The sequence below is a fragment of the Acidobacteriota bacterium genome (genome assembly GCA_012517875.1).
Lineage (GTDB): Bacteria > Acidobacteriota > JAAYUB01 > JAAYUB01 > JAAYUB01 > JAAYUB01.
On sequence record JAAYUB010000134.1, the window covers coordinates 64,359 to 84,096 of the forward strand.

Sequence of the window (19,738 nt, forward strand, 5' to 3'; positions counted from 1 at the left end):
GGCCGCGTTCGGATGATCCGACTGTGGGTTGAGCCTGTCTCGCTCCCGTGATAATATCCGACTATTGATTGCTTCAGCACGATGTCATCCGCGCCCCGTCCGGCGCCAGCGGACACGCAGCGTTCATTCGGCGGGTGAGCGGCCAGAAGATCCCGGCGGAGGAACCGATGGACACGATCCGGAGCAGCGAGGTCATCGTGATGCTATTGGGCATGGGCCTGATGGCGTTTGTGCTCTATCAGCGGCGGCAACTGGCACAACTGCCGAACCGATCCATCCTGTTCATGTCCCTGCTGGCCATTCTGGCCGGCTGGTTTTTCACCAACCTGGAGGCGGTGGTTTGGGGCGGGCTGGTCAATCTGCTGGAGCACCTCTGCTACGCCGCTAATGCGGTCCTTATGGCGGTCTGGTGCGGCCTGCTGCTGCGCCGGGGACGGTCGGCATGAACCTGATCGTCAATCTCGCCGACATCGTCTCCCTCATCGGTGTGCTGACCGCGATCGTCTGCCTCCTGCGCGCGTGGCCGCGCGTATTCCGCCAGGACTCGCGGATCACGCTGCTGGCCTTCCTGATCACGTCCCTGTTCATGTACACGAGCAATTTCCTGGAGTGGACGGGCATCACCGGCAATCTCGACCCCTTCGAGGATTATCTGGAAGTACTGGTGCCCCTCTTCCTGACCGCTTTCGGCTACACGTTCATCCAGCACGCGACCGAGGAGCGCCTGCGGAGCAGTGAGGCACGCTACCGCACGCTCATCGAGTCGGCCACCGACGGCATCCTGCTCTTGCGCGGCAACCGGTTTGCAGACTGCAACGCCAGCCTGCTCCGGATCTACGGATGTTCCCGCGAGGCCATCATCGGCCGGACGCCGTGGGACTTTTCCCCCGAGCGGCAACCGGACGGGAGCCTGTCCAGCGAGTCGGCGTCGCGCTACATCGCCCGCGCCGCCACCGGCGAAGCGTTGTTCTTCGAGTGGCAGCATTGCCGTCTCGACGGTACCCCGTTCGACGCCGAGATCAGCCTGAACCGGCTCAACGCCGAGGAGCCCGATACCCAGATCGCCATCGTGCGGGACATCACGGCCCGCAAGCAGGCCGAGGCCGCCCTGCGGGAGAGCGAGGAGCGCTGGCAGTTCGCACTCGAAGGGAGCGGCGACGCCGTGTGGGACTGGAACCTGCACGCCGGTCGGATGTTCCGCTCGCGCCGCTGGGAGGAGATGCTCGGGATACCGGCCGGCGCGAACAGTCAAACGCCCGAGGATTGGCAGCGGCGAGTCCATCCGGACGACCTCCCCCGTGTCCAGCGGGAGCTGGATCTCACGTTGTCCGGGGAAAAGCCCCAGTATGTCGCCGAATACCGCCTGCAGCACGCCGACGGCCGGCACCGCTGGATCCTGGACCGCGGCAAGGTCACCCTGCGGGGTCCCGACGGTGCGCCCTGGCGGATGGTGGGCACCATGTCGGACATCACCGAGCGCCGGGAGGCGGAGGCCGATCTCGTTGAGTCCAGGCAGCGGTTCAGCCAGTTCATGGGCCAGATTCCCGCCGCCGTGTTCATCAAGGATACCGACAACCACCTGTTGTACGTCAACGACTACCTGCGGTTGCAGTTCGGGGCGGACAACCAGCCGGATTCCGCCAGCAGCAACGGACCGACATCACCCTACCTGGCCCGGATGGCCGCCGACGACGCCCGGGTGCTGGCCGAAGGCGTCGTGGTCACATCCGAGATCATCCCCGACGTAAACGACCGCCCCCGCCATCTCGAAACCCGGAAATTCGTCATCCAGCGAGTCGGCAAGTCGCCCCTCATCGGCGGCATTTCCCTTGACGTGACCGAGTTGCGGCACTCCGAAGAGGAACGCACGCGGCTGGAGGACCAGCTGCGGCAGGCGCAGAAGATGGAGATCATCGGCCGGATGGCCGGCGGCGTGGCCCACGACTTCAACAACCTGCTGTCGCCGATCCTCGGCTACACGGAGATGGCGCTGCTGGACATGCACCCCGAGGATCCGCTTTTCGCCGACGTGAAAAACATCCGGGAAGCGGCCGAGCGGGCGGCCGGACTGACCCGGCAGTTGCTGGCGTTCAGCCGACGGCAAGTTTTGGACATGGCCGTGCTGAACCTGAACCGGACCCTGTCCGATCTCCACAAGATGCTGCGCCGGCTCATCGGCGAGGACATCGAGCTCGTCCTCCGCCTCAGCGCCGACCTCGGTAACATCCGGGGCGACGTGGACCAGCTTCAGCAGGTGGTGATGAACCTCGCGGTCAACGCCCGGGACGCCATGCCCGGCGGCGGCCGGTTGATCCTGCAGACGGAAAACACGACCCTGGCCGAAGGCAATGCCGTGCTGCCCCCCGGCGTCTACGTGGCGCTCAGCGTCATCGACAGCGGCTGCGGCATGGACGCCGAAACGCTCAGCCACATGTTCGAGCCGTTCTTCACCACCAAGGAGCGGGGGAAGGGCACGGGGCTGGGGCTGTCCACCGTTTACGGCATCGTCAAGCAGCACGGCGGGCACATCGAGGCCATCTCGCAACCCGGCCAGGGGACGACCTTCCGGATTCTCTTCCCGCGAGTCGAGGCTCCGCCATCCGGGGAGGCGAATCCCGCGGAGGAAGAACCGGCCGGCCCAGGCAGCGCGCGGCTGCTGGTGGTGGAGGACGAGGCGATGGTCCGGAAGATGGTCTGCGACATCCTGCGGGCGCACGGGTACCGGGTCCTGGAGGCCGCCGGGTCGGACGAAGCCCTGGCGTTAATGGCAGCCGAGACCGAGCCCGTCGACCTTGTGCTGACCGATGTGATCATGCCGCGCATGAACGGCCGCGAGCTGTACGAGCGAATCCTGCGGATGCAGCCGGGCGTCCGGGTGCTCTACATGTCGGGATATCCGGCGGAGGTGATCGCCGAGCAGGGGCTGGTCCGGGAAACGATTCACTTTTTGCAGAAACCGTTCTCGGTCCGTACGTTCCTCGAAACGCTCCGCGGCATCCTGGAGGACGCGTGAAGCGGTTCCGGCAGGCGCCGGAAGCCGCCGGTCACTCCTGCTGTCGGGCGATGACGACGGTGATGTCGTCGTGCTGCGGGCTCCCCTCCGACCATGCGCGGATCGTCTCGAACAGGCGATCCACGATCTGCTCGGGTGTGCGGCGGCGCTCGGCGAGGATCAGATCCACCAGGCGCTCCTCGCCAAACTCCTCGCCCTGCCGGTTGACCGAATCCACCACCCCGTCGGTATAGGTGATCACCAGATCGCCGGGATTCAGGCGGACGTCGCCCACCTCGAAGGGGGTCTCGGGGAACGCACCCAGCACCGTGCCGCCCTCCGTAAGCGGGGTGACGGAGCCATCGGTGCGCACCAGCAACGGCGACTCGTGGCCGGCGTTGCAGTACTGGACGCGCGCCTGGTCGCCGAGAAAACTCAGGTAGCACATCGTCGCGAACTTCTCAGGCGTCGTCAGCCGGTACAGATGGCGGTTCAGCACCTGCATGAGCGTGGTCAGCCGACGGACGTTTTCGCCGTCCGCCGCGTGCTCCAGTGGCGGCTGGGCCCGGATGGCGCTCTGCAGGCTGGCCATCAGCAGAGCGGCCGAGATGCCCTTGCCGCTGATGTCGCCGACAACGACGTCGAGCAGCCGGTCCGATAGCGGCAGGTAATCGAAGAAGTCGCCGCTGACCTCCCGCGCTGGCAGGCAGCGGCCGTGGAGCTGAATGCCGCAGACGCTGGGGGTGAATTTCGGGAAGAATTTTTGCTGCACCTCGCGCGCGATCTCCAGCTCCCGCTTGATGCGCTGCTTGTCGGCCACCTCGTGCAGGAGCGCGACGATGCCGGCCGACATGGTATTGAAGGAATTCGACAGTTCGCCGAGCTCGTCGGATCGCTTCACGGGGATGCGGTAGTTCAGGTTCCCCTTCTTGATCTCCTCGGTGCCGAGAGACAGTTGCCGCACCGACAGGGTGACGGACCGGATGATGAACATCCCCACCACGATCGACGCCAACTGGAGCACCACGAACAGGTAGATCAGGAAGAGCAATAACTGGACCACCTCCTCGCTGACGGCGGTCCGCGTGGCCAGGTTGCGGACAATTGTGGTCAGCGGGATCTGGAGGTTGGTCCAGATCCGCCGCTGTGTCGAGCTCGTCGTGTCGAACGTGAACCAGTCGGTCACGTCGAAGGTGTTGGCCGAGTTGATGGGGTAATCCCACCAGTCGTGGGATTTGCTCCGGGCGCGCTGGTGATCCCGCAGCTCCTCGGGCGTGACGATGGCGGGCTTCTGCCCCCGGAAGCCGTTGAACGCCTGGTACGAGATCATCTGTGCGCGGGTGCCGCTCATCTGGACGGTTTCCGAAATGCTGACGAAGGCGCTCAGGTTGCTGTTGGCCAGCAGGTGGTTGAACAGCGGCTCCCGGAAGGGGATGAATAGGTCGAGGTAGTACTGCTGGTCCTCGATCCGCACGAGGTTGTGGCTGTAAATGAACAGGCTGAAATTCTTGATGAGGGTGCCGGAGTAGGGCAGCTCTTGCAGCCAGTCGGGCAGGAACTCGTCCTGGAAGGAACGATAGTCGAGGGGGCTGTCGAGCAGGATGTGCTGCATGGTGCCGCGTTCGTCCACGCGGTACAGCATGGTGGAGATGTCCGGCAGATCCGGGGCGCGGGTGACGATGACGGTGCGGAAATTCTCCAGCAGGAATTCGGGATCGTCCGCCTTGTCGGGATGGTTGTAGAGGATCTCCGCCATGGCGGCGTTGACCGTCTGCAGGCGGAAGCTGATGTTCCGGAGCTCGCTCTGGAACACGAACAGCGACAGGTTGCTCGCGAAGATCAGCACGATCAGAAACGCCAGGAGCAGGACCAGCGCCAGCGGCAGGAAGCCGGTGAACAGGTAGAAAAAGATCACCCGGTTGCGCACCCGGTAGAAGAGCCGGTCCTTGAGCCGGCGGCCCAGCCTGTACAGCGCCCATGCGCCCGCAGCGAGGAAGCAGAGGGTGGCGGCGCCCCGGCCGATGGCATACAGGTCGACGGACATGAAGCCGAGGACGGTGGCGAGGCAGTACAACACCATGCCGCCGGCCAGGAGCCAGAACATCGGGCTGCGCTTGAGCTGGCGCCAAGTGAATGTCTCGTTGCCGGCGGGCATGGCGGTTTCCCCTCAGCGGGCGTCGGCCGGCCGGCTCCAGGCGGCCAGCATCGTGGCGTACGGCGCCGGAACGGTGGTTCGGCGGCCCGTCCGGTCGATCGGGACATGGGTGGTTTCCCCTTCGGCGACGAGGCGGTCCGGACCAACGTGAAACACCTCATAGCGGAACCGGAGCAGCCGCGCGCTGACCGGATCGAGGCGGGTACGGACGCGGATGAGATCGTCGTAGGTCACCGGCGCCTTGTACCGACAACGGGCCTCGGCGACCACCAGGTAGATGTTTTCCAGGCGTTCCAGATCAGCGTAGGAAAACCCCGCCGCACGACAGAACTCGGTTCGGCCCATCTCGAACCAGACAAGGTGCACACTGTGGTGGGCGACGCCCATGCGGTCCGTCTCGGCGTAGCGTACGCGCAGGTCGATGTCCACGTGGTGGGAGGCGCCGGGGGGCGTCATCGGTCCTGGCCCCATGTTCGGGCGGCCACCGGCTGAAGAGCGGCCGGCCAGGCGGCCGGCGGAATGTCTCCGCCCGTCACGAGGACCGCCTTGAGCCGCTCGTCGGCGAGGTAGTGTCCAGCGAAGTAGCGCAGGTCCTCCTTGATCACCAGTGCCAGCCGTTCGTCGAACGTCGCCAGATGCCGGGTGCCCAGCCGGAACCACTCCACCTCGAGCAGCTCGCGGAGCAGGGCGTCGGGATCGGCCAGGCGTCGGCTCCGCTCGGCGGCCAGGCGGTGGCTGGCTTCCTGGAACTCCTCCTCGGAGAACCGGCCGGCGGCGATCTCCCGAAGCTGGCGCAGGACCTCCGCCGCCGCCGGCTCGAGCCCGGCGGGATGGCCGCTGAGGCTGATGCGGAACGCGCCGCGCAGCATGCGTGTGTCGGCCTCGACGGCCGCCTCGACGTCCGGGTGCTCCGCCAGCCAGGGGTGCAGGCGCTGCTGCAGCACCCGAGCGAGCAGCTCGCCGGTCAGTCCGTCCTCGTGCTTGCGGCGGACGCTCTCGGCGCCGATGACCGCGCAGGCGGTCGCGGTTCCGGGCAGCCGCACCGCCTGGGTGCGGACCGCCGGGTCCGGCCGAGGAGGCTGGAACTGGTAGTCCGGTGCCTCGCTCTTGATCCAGGGACCGAAATACTGGCTGGCCAGGCGCCGCAGCTCGGACGCCGCCGCGGGCGACGAGATCAACAGCAGGGAGCGGCTGGGAGTCACGCAACGGCGAAAGAATCGGATGATGTCGTCCAGCTCGATCGCGCCCACCGACTGCGGCGTCCCACGCGGCGGGTTGCCGTAGGGGAAGGGGGTGAACACCAGCCGCTGCCACTCGTAGCGGGCCACCTCCTGCGGCTGGTCCTCGATGCGGATGTCCTCGAGCCGAATGGCGTCGCGTATCGTCCGGAATGTTTCGGGTTCGAAAGCGGGTTGGATCACGGTATCGGCCAGCAGCCGCACCGCGGTTTCCAGCATGGCCGGTGGACCCGACACGGTGAGCCGGATGCCGTCGACATCGACCGCCTCGTCGAACGCCAGGGGGAGCTGGGCCAGATCGCGCGGCGCCCACTCGATCTCGGCGCGCTGGCGCAGGATTGTCTTCAGGTACTGGCCGGTGATGTGGGCCGTGCCGCCCTTGCCCGGCGGATCGAAGACCGTGCCGCTGGTTACCAGCAGGTGCGCCACGAACCGGTCCTGGTGCAGCGATACGGACGCGACGGTCATGTCGTTGAGCAGCGTGCGGTGGGTCACCTTCGGGATGGCCGGCTCGGTGCCGGTGGCGGCCGGCGCCGCGGCAGGCGATAAGATGACCAGCACCGCAAGCGCCAGCAGAAAATGATGCCGAACCGTCACCGTAACTGCCTCCCGGAAAGAATCCCGCGGGCGGGGTTCCTCCATTATACTGGAAACGCCCCGGAGCGCAATCCCGGCGCCCACGACGGACGGGCATTGGGGCCGCCGGCGTTCAATGTTAGAATGATACGCCGGACGGCGCCGACCGGTTCTCGGGCGCCGCCGGCGGCAGCGAGGTGAGTTGTGATCACGCTTCAGACGCTCAAGGAGATGCAGGCCGCCCTGCAGGCCGTGCTCGAGGAAGGGGCCTATCTGCGGGACGCGCTCAGCCGCGTGCTGCGGGGCCGGGAGCTGTCGGCGGCGGAGCGGGCCTGGATCCGGGAGACTCTTTACCGGGCCGTCCAGCTCAAGAACCGGTACTGGACCCAACTCGAGGCGTTTGCGGCCGAGCACCCCGGCAAGGACGAATCAGTCATGGATATCCGGCTGGTCATCACCAGCCAGCAGCGGGAGAAGCGGGACCTGCTGGCGGTGGACCGCCACGTGCAGGCGCTGCTGCGGCCCAAGTCGCGCGTCCGCAAGTTCGTCGAATTCCTCGACGCAAATCCGCCCGGCCGGTTGTTCCCGTCGCTCAAGCAGGAGCCGCTGGAGCATCTGTGGCGGTTCCATTCCCATCCCCTCTGGCTGGTGCGGAAGTGGCTGGGCAGTCTCTCGCCGGAAGATGTGCTCAAGCTCTGCCGCTTCAACAACGGGCCGCCGGAGGCCGTGCTGCGGGTCAATCCGCTGAAAAACTCCCGGGAGGAGCTGCTGGCGCGACTGGCCGAGGCGGGCGCGCGCTGCGTCCCCGACCCGGTGGCGCCGCTGGCGATCCGGGCGGACCACCGCTTCGATCCGCTCACCCAGCCCGGCTACCGCGAGGGCCGCTTCACCCTGCAGAGCGTGTCGTCGCAGCTGGTGTGCCTCTATGTCAACCCGAAACCCGGCCAGCGGGTGCTGGACTACTGTGCCGGCGAGGGGGGCAAGACACTGCTGCTGGCCCACCTGATGAAGGGGCGGGGCGAGGTGCACGCCCACGACGCCCAGGGCTGGCGCCTGCGCAACCTGCAGCTCCGGGCCCGGCGAGAGGGTGTGGGCAACGTCCGCCTGGGCGGCCTGCGCGAAATCCGGAATCTCGCCGGCCGGTTCGACCTGGTGCTGCTGGACGTCCCCTGCTCGGGGAGCGGCAATCTGCGCCACCAGCCGGAGCTGCGGTGGAAGCTGCAGCCCGGCGACCTGAACCGGTTCAACCGCCAGCAGCTCGAGATCCTGGAGGAGGCGGCGCCGCTGGCCGCGCCCGGCGGACTGCTCGCCTACGTCACCTGCTCGTTGTTTCGGGAGGAGAACCACAAGGTAATCAGCCGGTTTCTCCGCACCCATCCCGACTGGTCTCTGGTCAGGCCGGCTGACCATCTGACCCGGCAGCACGCCAAGAACTTCTGGCTTCCGGCCGACGCGCTCAAGCCCTTCACCGGACCCGACTACTTTGAGGTCCTGCCCCACCGGGACAACCTGCCGGCCATGTTCTGCGCGATCTTGAAACGGGAGAGCGGGCATAACACGGAAGACGTAGCTCGCGGCTAGATGCTCGTTGCGCTTGCGTGCTCGTAATTCGTCATCGTCATCGTAATCGAGGCTCGAGGCTAGAGGCTCGACCCCCCGCTTGTTCACCGTTTACTGTTGGCCCGTCCATCCCCCTTCCTGCGCCAACGGCTCGCGCGCTGCCGCCGCCATCGCCTGTGTTATGGATCCTCTCGCCCCGAACACAATCGCTGAAATCCCGTTGCGCCGGCGGTGAAATAAACTAAAATCTTCTGGAAACCCGGATCGACGACGAGCCCGACATTATCATCCTGCCGGTGCTAAAGGGAAACCATCATGCCGCAATGCCCTGTCTGCCGCGCTGATGTGACTGGAACCGCCGGGAGCTGCCCATCGTGTGGCATCTCGTTCGACGACCGGTTGCGCGATGCCGAAGAGGCGGGGCTGGCCGCCACCCTGTCCCCTGTGCCTTATTCGTCGGGGAGCCGCCCGTCCCGGTCAGCCGGCGGCACGAAGACGCCGGTGGACCCTGGATTCGCTCCGGGCACCGTGTTCGCCGACCGGTATCGGATCGTGACCCGGCTGGGCGTGGGGGGCATGGGCGAGGTGTACCAGGCCGACGATTTAAAGCTGGGCCAGACGGTGGCCCTGAAGTTCCTGGCCCGCGACCTGGAGGCCAACCCGCGGCTGCTGGAACTGTTCCGGTCCGAAGTGCGGCTGGCTCGCGAAGTGACCCATCCCAACGTTTGCCGCGTCCACGACATCGGTGAAGCCGAGGGACGCCACTTCCTGACCATGGAGCGGGTCGACGGCGAGGATCTCGGATCACTGCTCAAGCGGATCGGGCGGCTGCCGGGCGAAAAGGCGCTCCAGGTGGCGCGGCAGCTCTGCGCTGGCCTGGCGGCGGCCCACGACCAGGGCGTTTTGCACCGCGACCTGAAGCCGGCCAACATCATGCTGGACGGCCGGGGCACCGTGCGGATCACCGATTTCGGCCTCGCCCTCCTGGCAGGTGAGTGTGACCGCGAGGTGGCCGGCACGCCGGCCTACATGGCGCCGGAGCTGTTCGACGGCCAGGCGGCCACCGTTCGGAGCGACATCTACGCGTTGGGCCTTGTGCTTTACGAGGTGTTCACAGGCCACCGCGCATTCGACGGGAAGACGTACCTGGACATGCGACGGCAGCAGGCCGAGAATACGCCCTCAACCCCGTCCGCGCTGGTACCGGATCTGGATCCGGCGGTGGAGCGCGTCATCGCCCGCTGCATGGACAAGGATCCGGCGCTCCGGCAGGCATCGGTGGCCCAGGTGGCGGCGGCGCTGCCCGGCGGCGATCCGCTGGTCGCGGCACTGGCCGCCGGCGAGACGCCGTCGCCCGAATTGGTGGCCGCCGCCGGCGAGACGGGCACGATCCGGCCGCGGAAGGCGTGGATCGCCCTGGCCGGAATCGCGCTGGCCCTGGTCGCGGCCGCGCTGCTCTGGCCGCTGAGCAGCAGCCACGGCCTGGCCCGCCTGGTCATGGGGCCCGAAGCGCTGGCCGGCCGCTGCCGCGACATCGCCCGCACGCTCGGCTACGATACGCCGGGGGATCAGGCGGCGTGGTTCGAGACGGAGCGGGCGTTCATCGACCTCCACCTTCAGGCAGGACCGTCCACGATCCAGCGGCGCACGCTGCCGGAGTCGCGTCCCGGAACCGTGACGCTGCACTATCGGGAGACGCCCCGCGCGTTCGAACTGCCGGCCTTCCTGACCCGGGTCAGCGACGTCCAGCCGCCCCACACGGATCCCGGCATGGTGGACGTGCAGGTCGATGGCCGGGGCCGGCTGATGCGGTTCCGGGCGGTGCCGCCGTCCCGGACGGAACCCCCCGCGCCGGTGAAACCGGCGGATTGGGCCGTTCTCTTTCGGCAGGCGGAATTGGCTCCGGCGGATTGGCAGGAAGTTCCGCCCACTTTGACACCGCCGGTGGCGGCCGACGCACGCTGCGAGTGGGTCGAGAGCCGGCCGGCCGCCGGGTCGAAGCCGCAGCGGATTGCGGCCGCCGCCTGGTCCGGCCGGGTGGTTTGGTTCACGATGAATGGCCCGTGGGATCAGCCGGGCCGGACGGGTCGCGCCGGGCAGTCCGCCGACTGGGTGGCCGGCGCGGTGAACGTCGTGATCCTCGCGGCGCTGCTGGTGCTGGGCGTGTATCTGGTCCGGCGCAACCTGCGGTCGGGACGGGGCGACCGCCGGGGCGCGCTCCGGGTGGCGGCGATCATCGGGCTTTCCCAGATCGTGGCCTGGATATTCACCGCCCGCCTGCCGGCCTCGCTGAGCGGCTACTCGGGCTGGATCTTCGCCGGTCTGGCGCTGGCCCTGGGGCAGGCCGGTTTCGTCTGGGCGGTGTACCTGGGGACCGAGCCGTACATCCGGCGGCGGTGGCCCACGGTGCTCATCGGCTGGTCGCGGCTGCTGGCGGGTCGCTGGCGCGATCCCCTCGTGGGGCGGGATGTCCTGGCGGGAACCATCCTGGGGCTCGGGATCTGGCTGTTCAACGCCGTCAGCGCCGCGCTCCCCGCCTGGCTGAACATGACCGACTCGGCCGCCACCTTGCATGAACCGCGGGTCTTCGTGACCACCGCCGCCGCGGGGATGGGCTGGCTGTCGAACCTGCCGGTGCTGGCGCTGTCCAACGGCGTGTTCATCGTGGGCATTCTGTTCGTTCTGCGGCTGCTGCTCCGGAGCGACTGGCTGGCCGCCGTCGCCGTCACGCTGCTGATCGTCGTGCCTCAGTTGTTCGCGGGCGGCGATCTTCTCCTGGCGCCGCTCGGTTTTGCGGTGGTGCTGCTGCTGGCCATGGCGCTGGTGCGTTGGGGGTTGCTGACTTTCGTCGTGTGCCTGCTGGTGAACAACCTCGAGCCGGCGGCGCCGGTGCTGGCGGCGGCGGGGTGCTGGGTCCCGTGGCAGGGCTGGCTGGGCGTGGCGGTGGTCGCGGCCTTGGCCGCCTACGGCTTCCGGGTCGCCCTGGGCCGCCAGAAGCTGCTCCCGTCGCTGGATGAATGAGCTCCGGCCGCAGCGCCGGATGAAAACGGGCCAAGGGGCGCATCGGTCAGCTGGTGAATCGGTGACAGGGTGAATCGGCTGGACCCAATTTCTTTCTCGTGCTCGCAGTCTGAGATCGCCATCGCGATTTGCACCTGCAGTTGTGCTCGGTCTTGTATTCGAGACCGGGGGCTCGTTCCAGATTGTCGGCCTTTCGACATCGGACATCGGAAATCGGACATTGGACTTCGAACATCGGGAAGGAATTCCACTGGCTTTCCCGTAACTCCTTACTCCTCACTGTTCACTGTTTTCTGTTTACCGTTCACTCCTCCACCGGCACGGCCGGCACCGCGCTGAGCACGTTCAGGCCGTAATCGCCGAACAGCTCGAAGACCAGTACGCCGGCGGAGCTGGACTGGTTCTCCACCAGCAGGTAGCCGCCGAAGATCGCGGTGAGGTCCGGCATGAAGCCGTCCAGCAGGAACACGCGCCGCAGGACACACTCGGGGCATTCCGACTCATGGTACGGCTGCAGGACGAGTTGGCGGGAGTCGAGGAGGAGGCCCTGCGAATCAAAGGCGGTGATCTGGATGCGGGCGGCGTTCTCGCTGTCGGGGTGGAGCACGGCCAACCCGGTGAAGTAATCGACGTTCCCGATGCGGCCGTTGGCGATGTGCCCCATGAGAAATCGGTTGTGGCGCCGGGGCGCCAGCGGCATGGACGACAGGAAGCGTCCGCCGGCGCCGGCCTCGCCGAAGGTGATGCAGCCGGCCAGGCCGATGGCGTCGCCCGGATCGGCGGCGAGATAACCGGTGAAGGCGGCGTGCATATCGAACAAGGCCGCGACGTCCGCCTCGAACTTGCCGTGGGCGGAAAGACTGCGGGTGACGGGCGAGCCGGCGACCGGCTGGCCCTGATCGGTGTACAGGGACAAGTCCACGTTCAGCGGCGCGTCGGACATGTTGACCAGCGTGAGGATCGACGCGTAAGGCACGCCCAGGTCGCCGATGGCGACATGCGGGGCATAGAGGACGCCGCCGTCGGCTTCGCTCGTCATGGCCTCGAGGCAGGCGACGGCACCGGCGTCGCCGAACAGTTCCAGCCCGAAGACGCCGCGCTCGGATTCCACCTCGATGGAGTCGCCCGCGGCGATGCCGGCAAAGTGGTTGGCGACGTCGAGCTCCAGGCGGCCGCGGCCGTCGAGGACGGCGGCCTGAGTGGCTTTCACCGCTCCCGCGGGCCCATAGACGGTGAAATTCAAACGGGTGGGGAGTCGCAGGGGGTTGATCAGGACGAGCGTGGTGGTGCGGCCGCCGCCGGTGCGGACCACCGGGAAGAGCAGGCGGCCTTGCGCATCGCGGGCCTCAGGCATGCGGGTGCCGTCGAGGTAGGTCAGGGCCGCGTCGTTGACGAGCCAGATGCCGTGGGTGTCCGGCTCGGTCAGGAAGGCGCGCACCCACCGCCCCGGCTCCTCGGCCGCAGGGCCGAGCACGCCGGAAAGATAGCGGGCGTACTGGGCGCCGGCGGGGATGACGTCGGTGGCCGTCGCCAGCAGGGTGCCGCCGGAGTCCGCATAGAGCTCCAGGTTGGCCAGCGCGTCGGCCGCCCCGAGGTTGACCACGGAAAACGACAGTTCCGCGCTCCGGGGGAAATGGACCAGGTTGACGCCCCGGCTGGCCACCACCGCGACGCCTTCGCGCGAGGCGATGCCCCCTAGGGTCGTCCCGCCCGCCACGGACAGGACCTGATCCGCCGCCAGGGTCGTCGTCCGGCCCACGGAGTCGACGACCACGTCGCCCAGCGTGTCGATGGAGAAGCTGTGCTGCAGCACGCCGGCGTCATCCGACGTGCACAAGGCCAGGCGGGCGGAGTCGGCGAAACCCACCAGGGCGTCGGCGCCGGCCGCGCCATCGAAGTTGTCGGCCAGAACGGCCGAGGGCGTACGCTGGAAGAAGATCTTTTGCTGCCCGGCGGTGTCGAAGGCGTTGCCGGATACGGCCCGCAGGATCCCGACCGCCTTGTCGGCGGCCAGGACCACGACCAGGTCTTCCAGTCCGTCACGGTCGATGTCCCCCGCGTCCAGGTCCACCGGCCGGTTGCCCACCCCCGCCAGCACCTTTGCGGTGAAGTGGCCGGTACCGTCGTTCCAGAGCACCGACACCGAATTCGAGGCGGCATTGGCCACCGCCAGATCCGGCCACGTGTCCCCGTTGAAGTCGCCGGCGGCCAGCGCGACCGGCTCCTGTTCGGTGAAATAGGAATTCCCGCCTGAAAAGACCGGGCCGGCCAGGACGTGCAACCGGTCGCCGCCGGCGTCGCAGAAGACGTAATCGGAGCAGCCGTCGCCGGTGACGTCGCAGACGCGGGCGTCGGTGACGATGCCCGCCAGGCGCACGGCCCGGTCGGGGACGGCGCGCCCGGCGCCGGCCTTGTCCGGGTCGAACAGCGAGGCCCAGAGGTAGACGTGCAGCGTCCCCGCCTCGTCGGCGGTGAGGATGTCGGGACGGGCGTCGCCATCGACGTCGGCCACGTCCACCCGGACGGGGATCACCGGCAGTTCGGCCCAGTCGATGCCGAAGAAGCCGCCCGACCGGCGGCCCAGGCTCCAGTAGACGCGGCGCTCGCCCGGGGTGACGGCCACGAGGTCGTCCACGCCGTCGCCGTCCACGTCGCCCGTGTCGAAGTCCTCGATGGGCGTGCCCAGGGCCGTGGTTACGGGAATCGCGCCGGTCAGCACCTCCGCCACGGTGAAGAGGGTATAACCGCAGCCGGCGAAGATCAGGGGCAGGAGCTGCGCGCCGGGTTGTTTCGTGGCGTACAGCGTCACCCGGAAGGCGTCGCCGGCGTCGAAGCCGGCCTGGCGGAGATCCACGCAAACCAGGCTGGAGGCCTGGGCGCCCATCCCGCCGGGACCCCAGTTGCTCGCGCCGGTGGTGGGCCAGGAGCCGGTGGCGAGGCCGATGGTGAAGCCCAGAAACGTGCCGCCGTGCTGCGGGAACCACCCCGAGGTGCTCTCAACGATGCGAACCAGAATGGCGTTCTCGCCGGCGACGTAGCGGAGCAACTGGACGGCGTGGGGGCCGATCCCCGTCAACTGGCTGCCCTCCACGGGCTCGGGCCGCCCGTCGTCACCGAAGCGGTACTCCACCACCGCCAGGTCCGTCACCCGCTCGCCCGCGAGCGGCAGCGGCGTCGCCGAGTCCGGGTTTCCCGTGGCCAGCGTCTGGCTGAGGGTGACGTACGGGGGGAGCGTGATCCAGAGGATGTGCGGGCCCGTGCCGGCGGCGGCGAAGGCGGCCGGGTCGATCCGGACGGTGATGGGGGCGCTGGGCGCCACCTGGGACGGGCTGTCGATGTAGATGCCGCCGGTCCGGTCTTCCTGCACGTACACGTTCACGGTCTGCCCGCCGCCGGGCGGAGATACGGACCGCTGCGGCGTGAACTCGCTGGCCACCCAGTTCACCCGCCAGTACTGCGGCGGGGTGAACGCGCGCAGGCGGAACGCGTTGGTCTGGCCGGGGATGACGCTGCCGGTCCAGGTGGTGACGGCTTTATCCGGGATCACGCCACGCAGTCGCCAGACAGCGCCCGGCTTCTCGCGGTGCCATACCTCGTAGCCGCCCGCTCCGGAATAGTTCTGGCCGGGCGGCGGGTCCGGGGTCCAGGTCAGTCGCACCGCGCCGGGCTGCAGCTCCGCCACGACGAGCGCCACGGGCGCCAGGGTCTGATAGCTCCGGTATCGATACCCGTATTCCGGCCACGGATAGCCCAGCCGGTCCAGGAATTCCTCCAACTCGGGCGTGTCGGCGTGGAGGGCATTGTAGTCCAAAGATAGATGATTCAGCCTCGGCATGTTCATCAGTGTCGGCGGGACGCTGCCGCTGAGCTGGTTGTCCCGAAAGGACATGTATAGCATGTCGGCCATCTCAGTCAGTGTGTCCGGAATAGTTCCGGTGAGGTGGTTGCTCTCGATCTTCAGCCAGAACAGATTGTCCAGGCTGCCGAGCGACGGGGGGATCTCCCCGCTGAACTGGTTTGCGGACAGGTCGATCCAACAGAGCGACGGCAGATTGCCCAAAAAGGACGGGATGGAGCCACTCAGTCGGTTTCCTTCCAGGTCCAGATTGGAAAGACTGGTCAGATTGCCCAAGGCGGCGGGGATGGTCCCGCTCAGCTCGTTCCAGGCCAGGTACAATCCCTGGAGTTGCGACAGGTCGCCCAGGGTGGCGGGGATGGACCCGCTGAACTGGTTTTCACTGAGGGACAGGTTGCGCAGGCTGGTCATGCTCCCCAGGTATTCCGGTAGCGGACCACCGAGCTGGTTCCCTTCAAGATAAAGGCCTTGGAGCGTCGGCAAGGCTCCCCATGCTTCCGGGATGGTCCCGTGGAAGAGATTGTTGCCCAAATTCAGATATTCAAGGCTGGCAAGGTTGCCCAAAAACTCCGGCAGGGCGCCGCTCAACTGATTCCCGGCCAGAGACAATTTCTGCAATTCGGACAAGATGCCCAGCGACGGCGGCACGGAGCCGCTCAACTGGTTTTCGTACAGGTACAATTCGCGGAGATGGGACAGGTTGCCCAGCGATTCCGGGATGGGCCCGCTGAGTGAACAATAGGACAGGTTGAGGTAATTGAGTTCGGCCAGGTTCCCCAGCGACTCCGGGATGGCGCCCTCGAGCCCATTCCATCCCAGGTGCAATTGTACTAACGCTGGCAGGCTTCCCAAGGAAGCCGGGATGCTTCCACTCAACAGGTTGCTATGCAACTGGAGCGTCCTCAGCCCCGACAGATTGCCAAACGAATCCGGGATCGGGCCGGTGAATTCATTCACGTACAGGTTCAGGGATATCAACTCGGACAGGTCGCCCAGCCAAACGGGCAGGGACCCGCTCAACTGGTTCCGGTACAGGTACAGGCCTCTCAGGGCGGTCAGGCCGGCCCAGGCGTCGGGGATGGGACCGGTAAGCCGGTTTTCGCTCAAATTCAGGGAGGTCAGGCCGGTCAAGTCGCCGAAGGTCTCGGGGAGGGGACCGGTGAGCTGGTTCATGGAAAGATTGAGACTGGTGAGCGCGGTCAGCCCGCCCAAGGAGGGTGGGATCTCGCCCGAGAGCGCATTCCAGCTCAGATTCAGGTATTCCAACTGGGTGAGCCTTCCAAACTCGGACGGGATGGGGCCGCTGATTGCGGTTTGACTGATCGACAAACTGATAAGTTGGGAGAGATCGCCGAGGCCGGCGGGGAGAGCGCCATCCAGTCCCCAATTGTTACCGAGGTACAGAGTCTGAAGGTTGGCCAAGTTCCGGAAGCTGTCGGGGATGGGGCCGGAGAATAAATTATTGTCGAGGGACAGGAACTCCAACTGCTCCAAGTTACCTAGCCAGGCCGGGAGGGGACCGCTGAACTGATTCCCTGACAGGTTGAGCCACCGCAATTCCGACAACGCGCTCAGCGCTTCGGGGATTTCGGTCAACTGGTTCACGGACAGGTGGAGCGAATACAGTTGGGACAGCTGGCCCAGCGACGCCGGGATGGCGCCGGTCAGTTTGTTGAACCGCAACGACAAAAATTCCAGTTGGGACAGATTGCCCAGCGACGCCGGGATGGCGCCGGTGAGTTGATTGCCGCCCAGATAGAGTGTTTTGAGCTGGATCAGGCTGCCGAGCGGCTCCGGGATGGCGCCGGTGAGCCGATTGGACATCAAATTGAGGATTTGCAGGGAAGTCAGGTTGCCCAAGGAGGCCGGGATGGCGCCGGTAAGCCGGTTCGTGGAAAGATCCAGTTCCTGCAAACTCAGCAGACCGCTCACGCTTTCGGGGAGCGGGCCGGACAACCCGTTCCAATAGAGATTCAGCTTCACCACGGTGGTGTTGTCCGCGTCGGTGGTCACGCCGTACCAGGTGTTCTCGGTGCCGGGGAGGTTGAACTGGCCGGGGTCGCCCGGCAGCCGCCAGTTGTCGTTGTGGGTCCAGGCGTCGCCCCCCGTGGCCAGGTACAGGTCGATGAGCGCCTGCCGCTCCGCTTCGGAGATGGCGGCCGGCGCGCCGGCCGCCAGCAGCGCCACGACGGCGCAGACCCAGAGCCATCGGCCGGATGTGCGGTTGCCTCGTCCCGTCATGGGACACCCCCCGCCGCCTGATTGTGATTCGAACGTCAAGGAAAATGTTGCAAATATTATAATTTCATTTCGTTGACTTGTCAATTCGGCCGTGGGGGAAGGGGGCGGGGTGAGGAAGAAGTGAGGAGATGGGAGATCCGGTTAATTAAACATTTTGCATGGGTTTTCGGATTATTGGTTAATGGTGATTGCAAATATATTATTGGCTATTTGGAGACGAGTCGGATTCTGCCGCGGATGGGGATCTGGTAATGGGACCTGGGTTCTCGGACCTGAGATATGCGAGGCGGGACCTGGGACCTGGGATCTGGGGGCTGGGACCAAATAGCTTGGACCTGTTAGCGAGGACCCAGGACCCGGAACCGAGGTCCCAGGTCCGATGTCCGATGTCCGATGATGCACCACAGCGGACACGGAGGACACAGAGAATATCGAGGGTTCGGAACGAGCCTCGAGACTCGAGACCCGAGCCTCGATTACGATCACGATTACGATCACGATTACGATCACGATTACGATCACGATTACGAATTACGATTACGCGGACGAGCGTGGGCACGATCGGTCGGCGGGCAGGCGGGAGGTACCGCGACCGGGAGGGAGCGGCGCGAAAGCCCTCCCCGCGAAACCCGCGGAGCCAGCGACACCATCCTATAGAGATGGGAGATAGGAGATGGGAGAAAGAGGAGAAGAGATCGGAGACAGAAGATTAGGCATGCCGGATTCCAGCACAACGGATCGCCATCGACCGGCAGCGACGGAGTGGTGCGGCGCTTGGGGTGAGGCACCGCGAGGGCCCCTTTCCGCCGCTCGCTCCCGCTCGCGGTACCTCCACTGTGCCAACCGATGGATATTGCAAATCATATCGGTGAATGGGTGAATCGGTGAATGGGAAGACGAACCGCGAGACCCGAACCGCGAGACCCGAACCGCAGCTCACTTCATCCGATGGAAACCCACGGCGGCCAGGGCCCAGGCCACCGCCAGTGCGGAGAAAGCGACGGCGCCGGGGAGCAGCGCCTCGGCAAATCCGCCCAGAAGCATCTGCACGTTGCGGGCGTCCGCGAGTCCGGCGTTGGAGGCGAAAGCCAGCGTGTTGGCCGAGCCGGCACAGAACATCCCAACGGCGCCGAACGCCAGTCCCAGGGACAGCGGCCGCAGGACGGTGAGTTTCGATTCGGACGGTTTCACCGCGAACGAGATGGCCACGCCGAGCGTGATGCACGTGAGCACCAACACGATCGCGAGCTGCAGCAAACCCAAAAATCCGATGCCCATGATGACCTCCAGGCGATTGGTTTGGTACTTACAACGCCGGGATCACCGCGCCGTGACACCCGGTTTTTCCTGTCACACGCCGACGGTTTATGCGTTATGGTAATACTATGGATTGGGACGCGGAGCGGGAGCAGCACTGGCTCGAGGAGCTGCGGAGAGGCGACGAGGCGGCCTTCCGGCTGATCTATCACGCCTACCGGTCGCGCCTCTACACGTTCCTCTGCCGGCTGAGCGGCCGGCCCGACGTGGCCGAGGACCTGCTCCAGGAAGTCTGGCTCCGCCTGGCGGCGCGACCGCCCCAGCCGCGGTCCGGGCTGACGCTGGCGCCGTGGCTGTTCCGGGTGGCCCGGAACTTGTTCGTGAGCTACCTGCGGAACCGCGGCCGCGATCCGGTCCGGACGTTCGAAGTGGGCCTGCTCGAGTTCAGGCCCGCGCCGGGTCCCGGTCCGCTGGAGGTGTTGGCGGAACAGGAGGCGACCCGGCGCCTGGAGCGGGCGCTCCAACGCCTGCCGCTGGCGGACCGGGAGACGGTGCTCCTCGTGGCCGGCGGCGGGCTGACCCCGGCCGAGGCGGCCGGGGCGCTGGGCATCCGGCCGGATGCGTTCCGCCAGCGCCTGGCCCGGGCGCGGGCCAGGCTGGCGGAGCTGCTGCGATCCACGGCTTGAGACAGGGAGGCGACCATGGAAACCGACAAACCCATCACCGACGCCGAACTGGACCGGCAACTCGCCGAGCTGCCGCTCCTCGACCTGACGGATGCGGCGGCCGACCGGCAGGAAGCGGCGGCGCGGGCGGTCCTGGCCCGGCGCCGGCGCGGCTCG

At 66.8% G+C, this 19,738-nt stretch carries 11 protein-coding genes; 6 read left to right on the forward strand and 5 right to left on the reverse strand.

What is annotated here, in order from left to right; translation table 11 throughout:
- Positions 1 to 167: 167 nt before the first annotated feature.
- Both GX414_13785 and GX414_13790 read left to right on the forward strand, forming a co-directional pair.
- The gene (locus GX414_13785; protein NLI48172.1) at positions 168 to 446 is read left to right on the forward strand and encodes a hypothetical protein; all 279 of its coding nucleotides are present in this window, start codon (positions 168 to 170) and stop codon (positions 444 to 446) included.
- Entirely contained in the window at positions 443 to 3,013 is a 2,571-nt protein-coding gene (locus GX414_13790; GenBank protein ID NLI48173.1) for a PAS domain S-box protein, read from the forward strand. The genes GX414_13785 and GX414_13790 overlap by 4 nt, the downstream gene beginning before the upstream one ends.
- Positions 3,014 to 3,044: 31 nt before the next feature.
- On the opposite strand, the gene GX414_13795 is transcribed toward GX414_13790, so the two are convergent.
- The 3 genes from GX414_13795 to GX414_13805 are packed head-to-tail and all read right to left on the reverse strand — an operon-like array spanning position 3,045 to position 6,982.
- Positions 3,045 to 5,147: a PP2C family protein-serine/threonine phosphatase gene (locus tag GX414_13795; protein ID NLI48174.1), complete on the reverse strand. Its 2,103-nt coding sequence runs from the start codon at positions 5,145 to 5,147 to the stop codon at positions 3,045 to 3,047.
- 12 nt (positions 5,148 to 5,159) lie between these two features.
- On the reverse strand, positions 5,160 to 5,603 hold the full coding sequence (locus GX414_13800; protein NLI48175.1) for an acyl-CoA thioesterase: 444 nt from the start codon (positions 5,601 to 5,603) through the stop codon (positions 5,160 to 5,162).
- Complete coding sequence (locus GX414_13805) at positions 5,600 to 6,982, reverse strand: insulinase family protein (GenBank protein NLI48176.1); 1,383 nt, start codon at positions 6,980 to 6,982, stop codon at positions 5,600 to 5,602. The genes GX414_13800 and GX414_13805 overlap by 4 nt, the downstream gene beginning before the upstream one ends.
- Before the next feature lie 183 nt (positions 6,983 to 7,165).
- Between GX414_13805 and GX414_13810 the strand changes: the two genes are divergently transcribed.
- Complete coding sequence (locus GX414_13810) at positions 7,166 to 8,542, forward strand: RsmB/NOP family class I SAM-dependent RNA methyltransferase (GenBank protein ID NLI48177.1); 1,377 nt, start codon at positions 7,166 to 7,168, stop codon at positions 8,540 to 8,542.
- Between the two features lie 294 nt (positions 8,543 to 8,836).
- Positions 8,837 to 11,542 carry a serine/threonine protein kinase gene (locus GX414_13815; GenBank protein ID NLI48178.1) on the forward strand — a complete coding sequence of 902 codons (2,706 nt, stop codon included), beginning with the start codon at positions 8,837 to 8,839 and terminating at the stop codon, positions 11,540 to 11,542.
- A 304-nt stretch (positions 11,543 to 11,846) separates the two neighbouring features.
- Here the strand turns inward: GX414_13815 and GX414_13820 are convergent, their stop codons facing one another.
- Both GX414_13820 and GX414_13825 read right to left on the reverse strand, forming a co-directional pair.
- The gene (locus GX414_13820) at positions 11,847 to 17,639 is read right to left on the reverse strand and encodes a hypothetical protein (GenBank protein NLI48179.1); all 5,793 of its coding nucleotides are present in this window, start codon (positions 17,637 to 17,639) and stop codon (positions 11,847 to 11,849) included.
- Positions 17,640 to 18,575: 936 nt separating this feature from the next.
- Positions 18,576 to 18,917, reverse strand: a complete 342-nt coding sequence (locus tag GX414_13825; GenBank protein NLI48180.1) for a hypothetical protein — start codon at positions 18,915 to 18,917, stop codon at positions 18,576 to 18,578.
- A 107-nt stretch (positions 18,918 to 19,024) separates the two neighbouring features.
- Between GX414_13825 and GX414_13830 the strand changes: the two genes are divergently transcribed.
- Complete coding sequence (locus GX414_13830; protein NLI48181.1) at positions 19,025 to 19,582, forward strand: RNA polymerase sigma factor; 558 nt, start codon at positions 19,025 to 19,027, stop codon at positions 19,580 to 19,582.
- 15 nt (positions 19,583 to 19,597) lie between these two features.
- Positions 19,598 to 19,738: hypothetical protein (locus GX414_13835; GenBank protein ID NLI48182.1), on the forward strand; the 141-nt coding region annotated here is incomplete at its 3' end.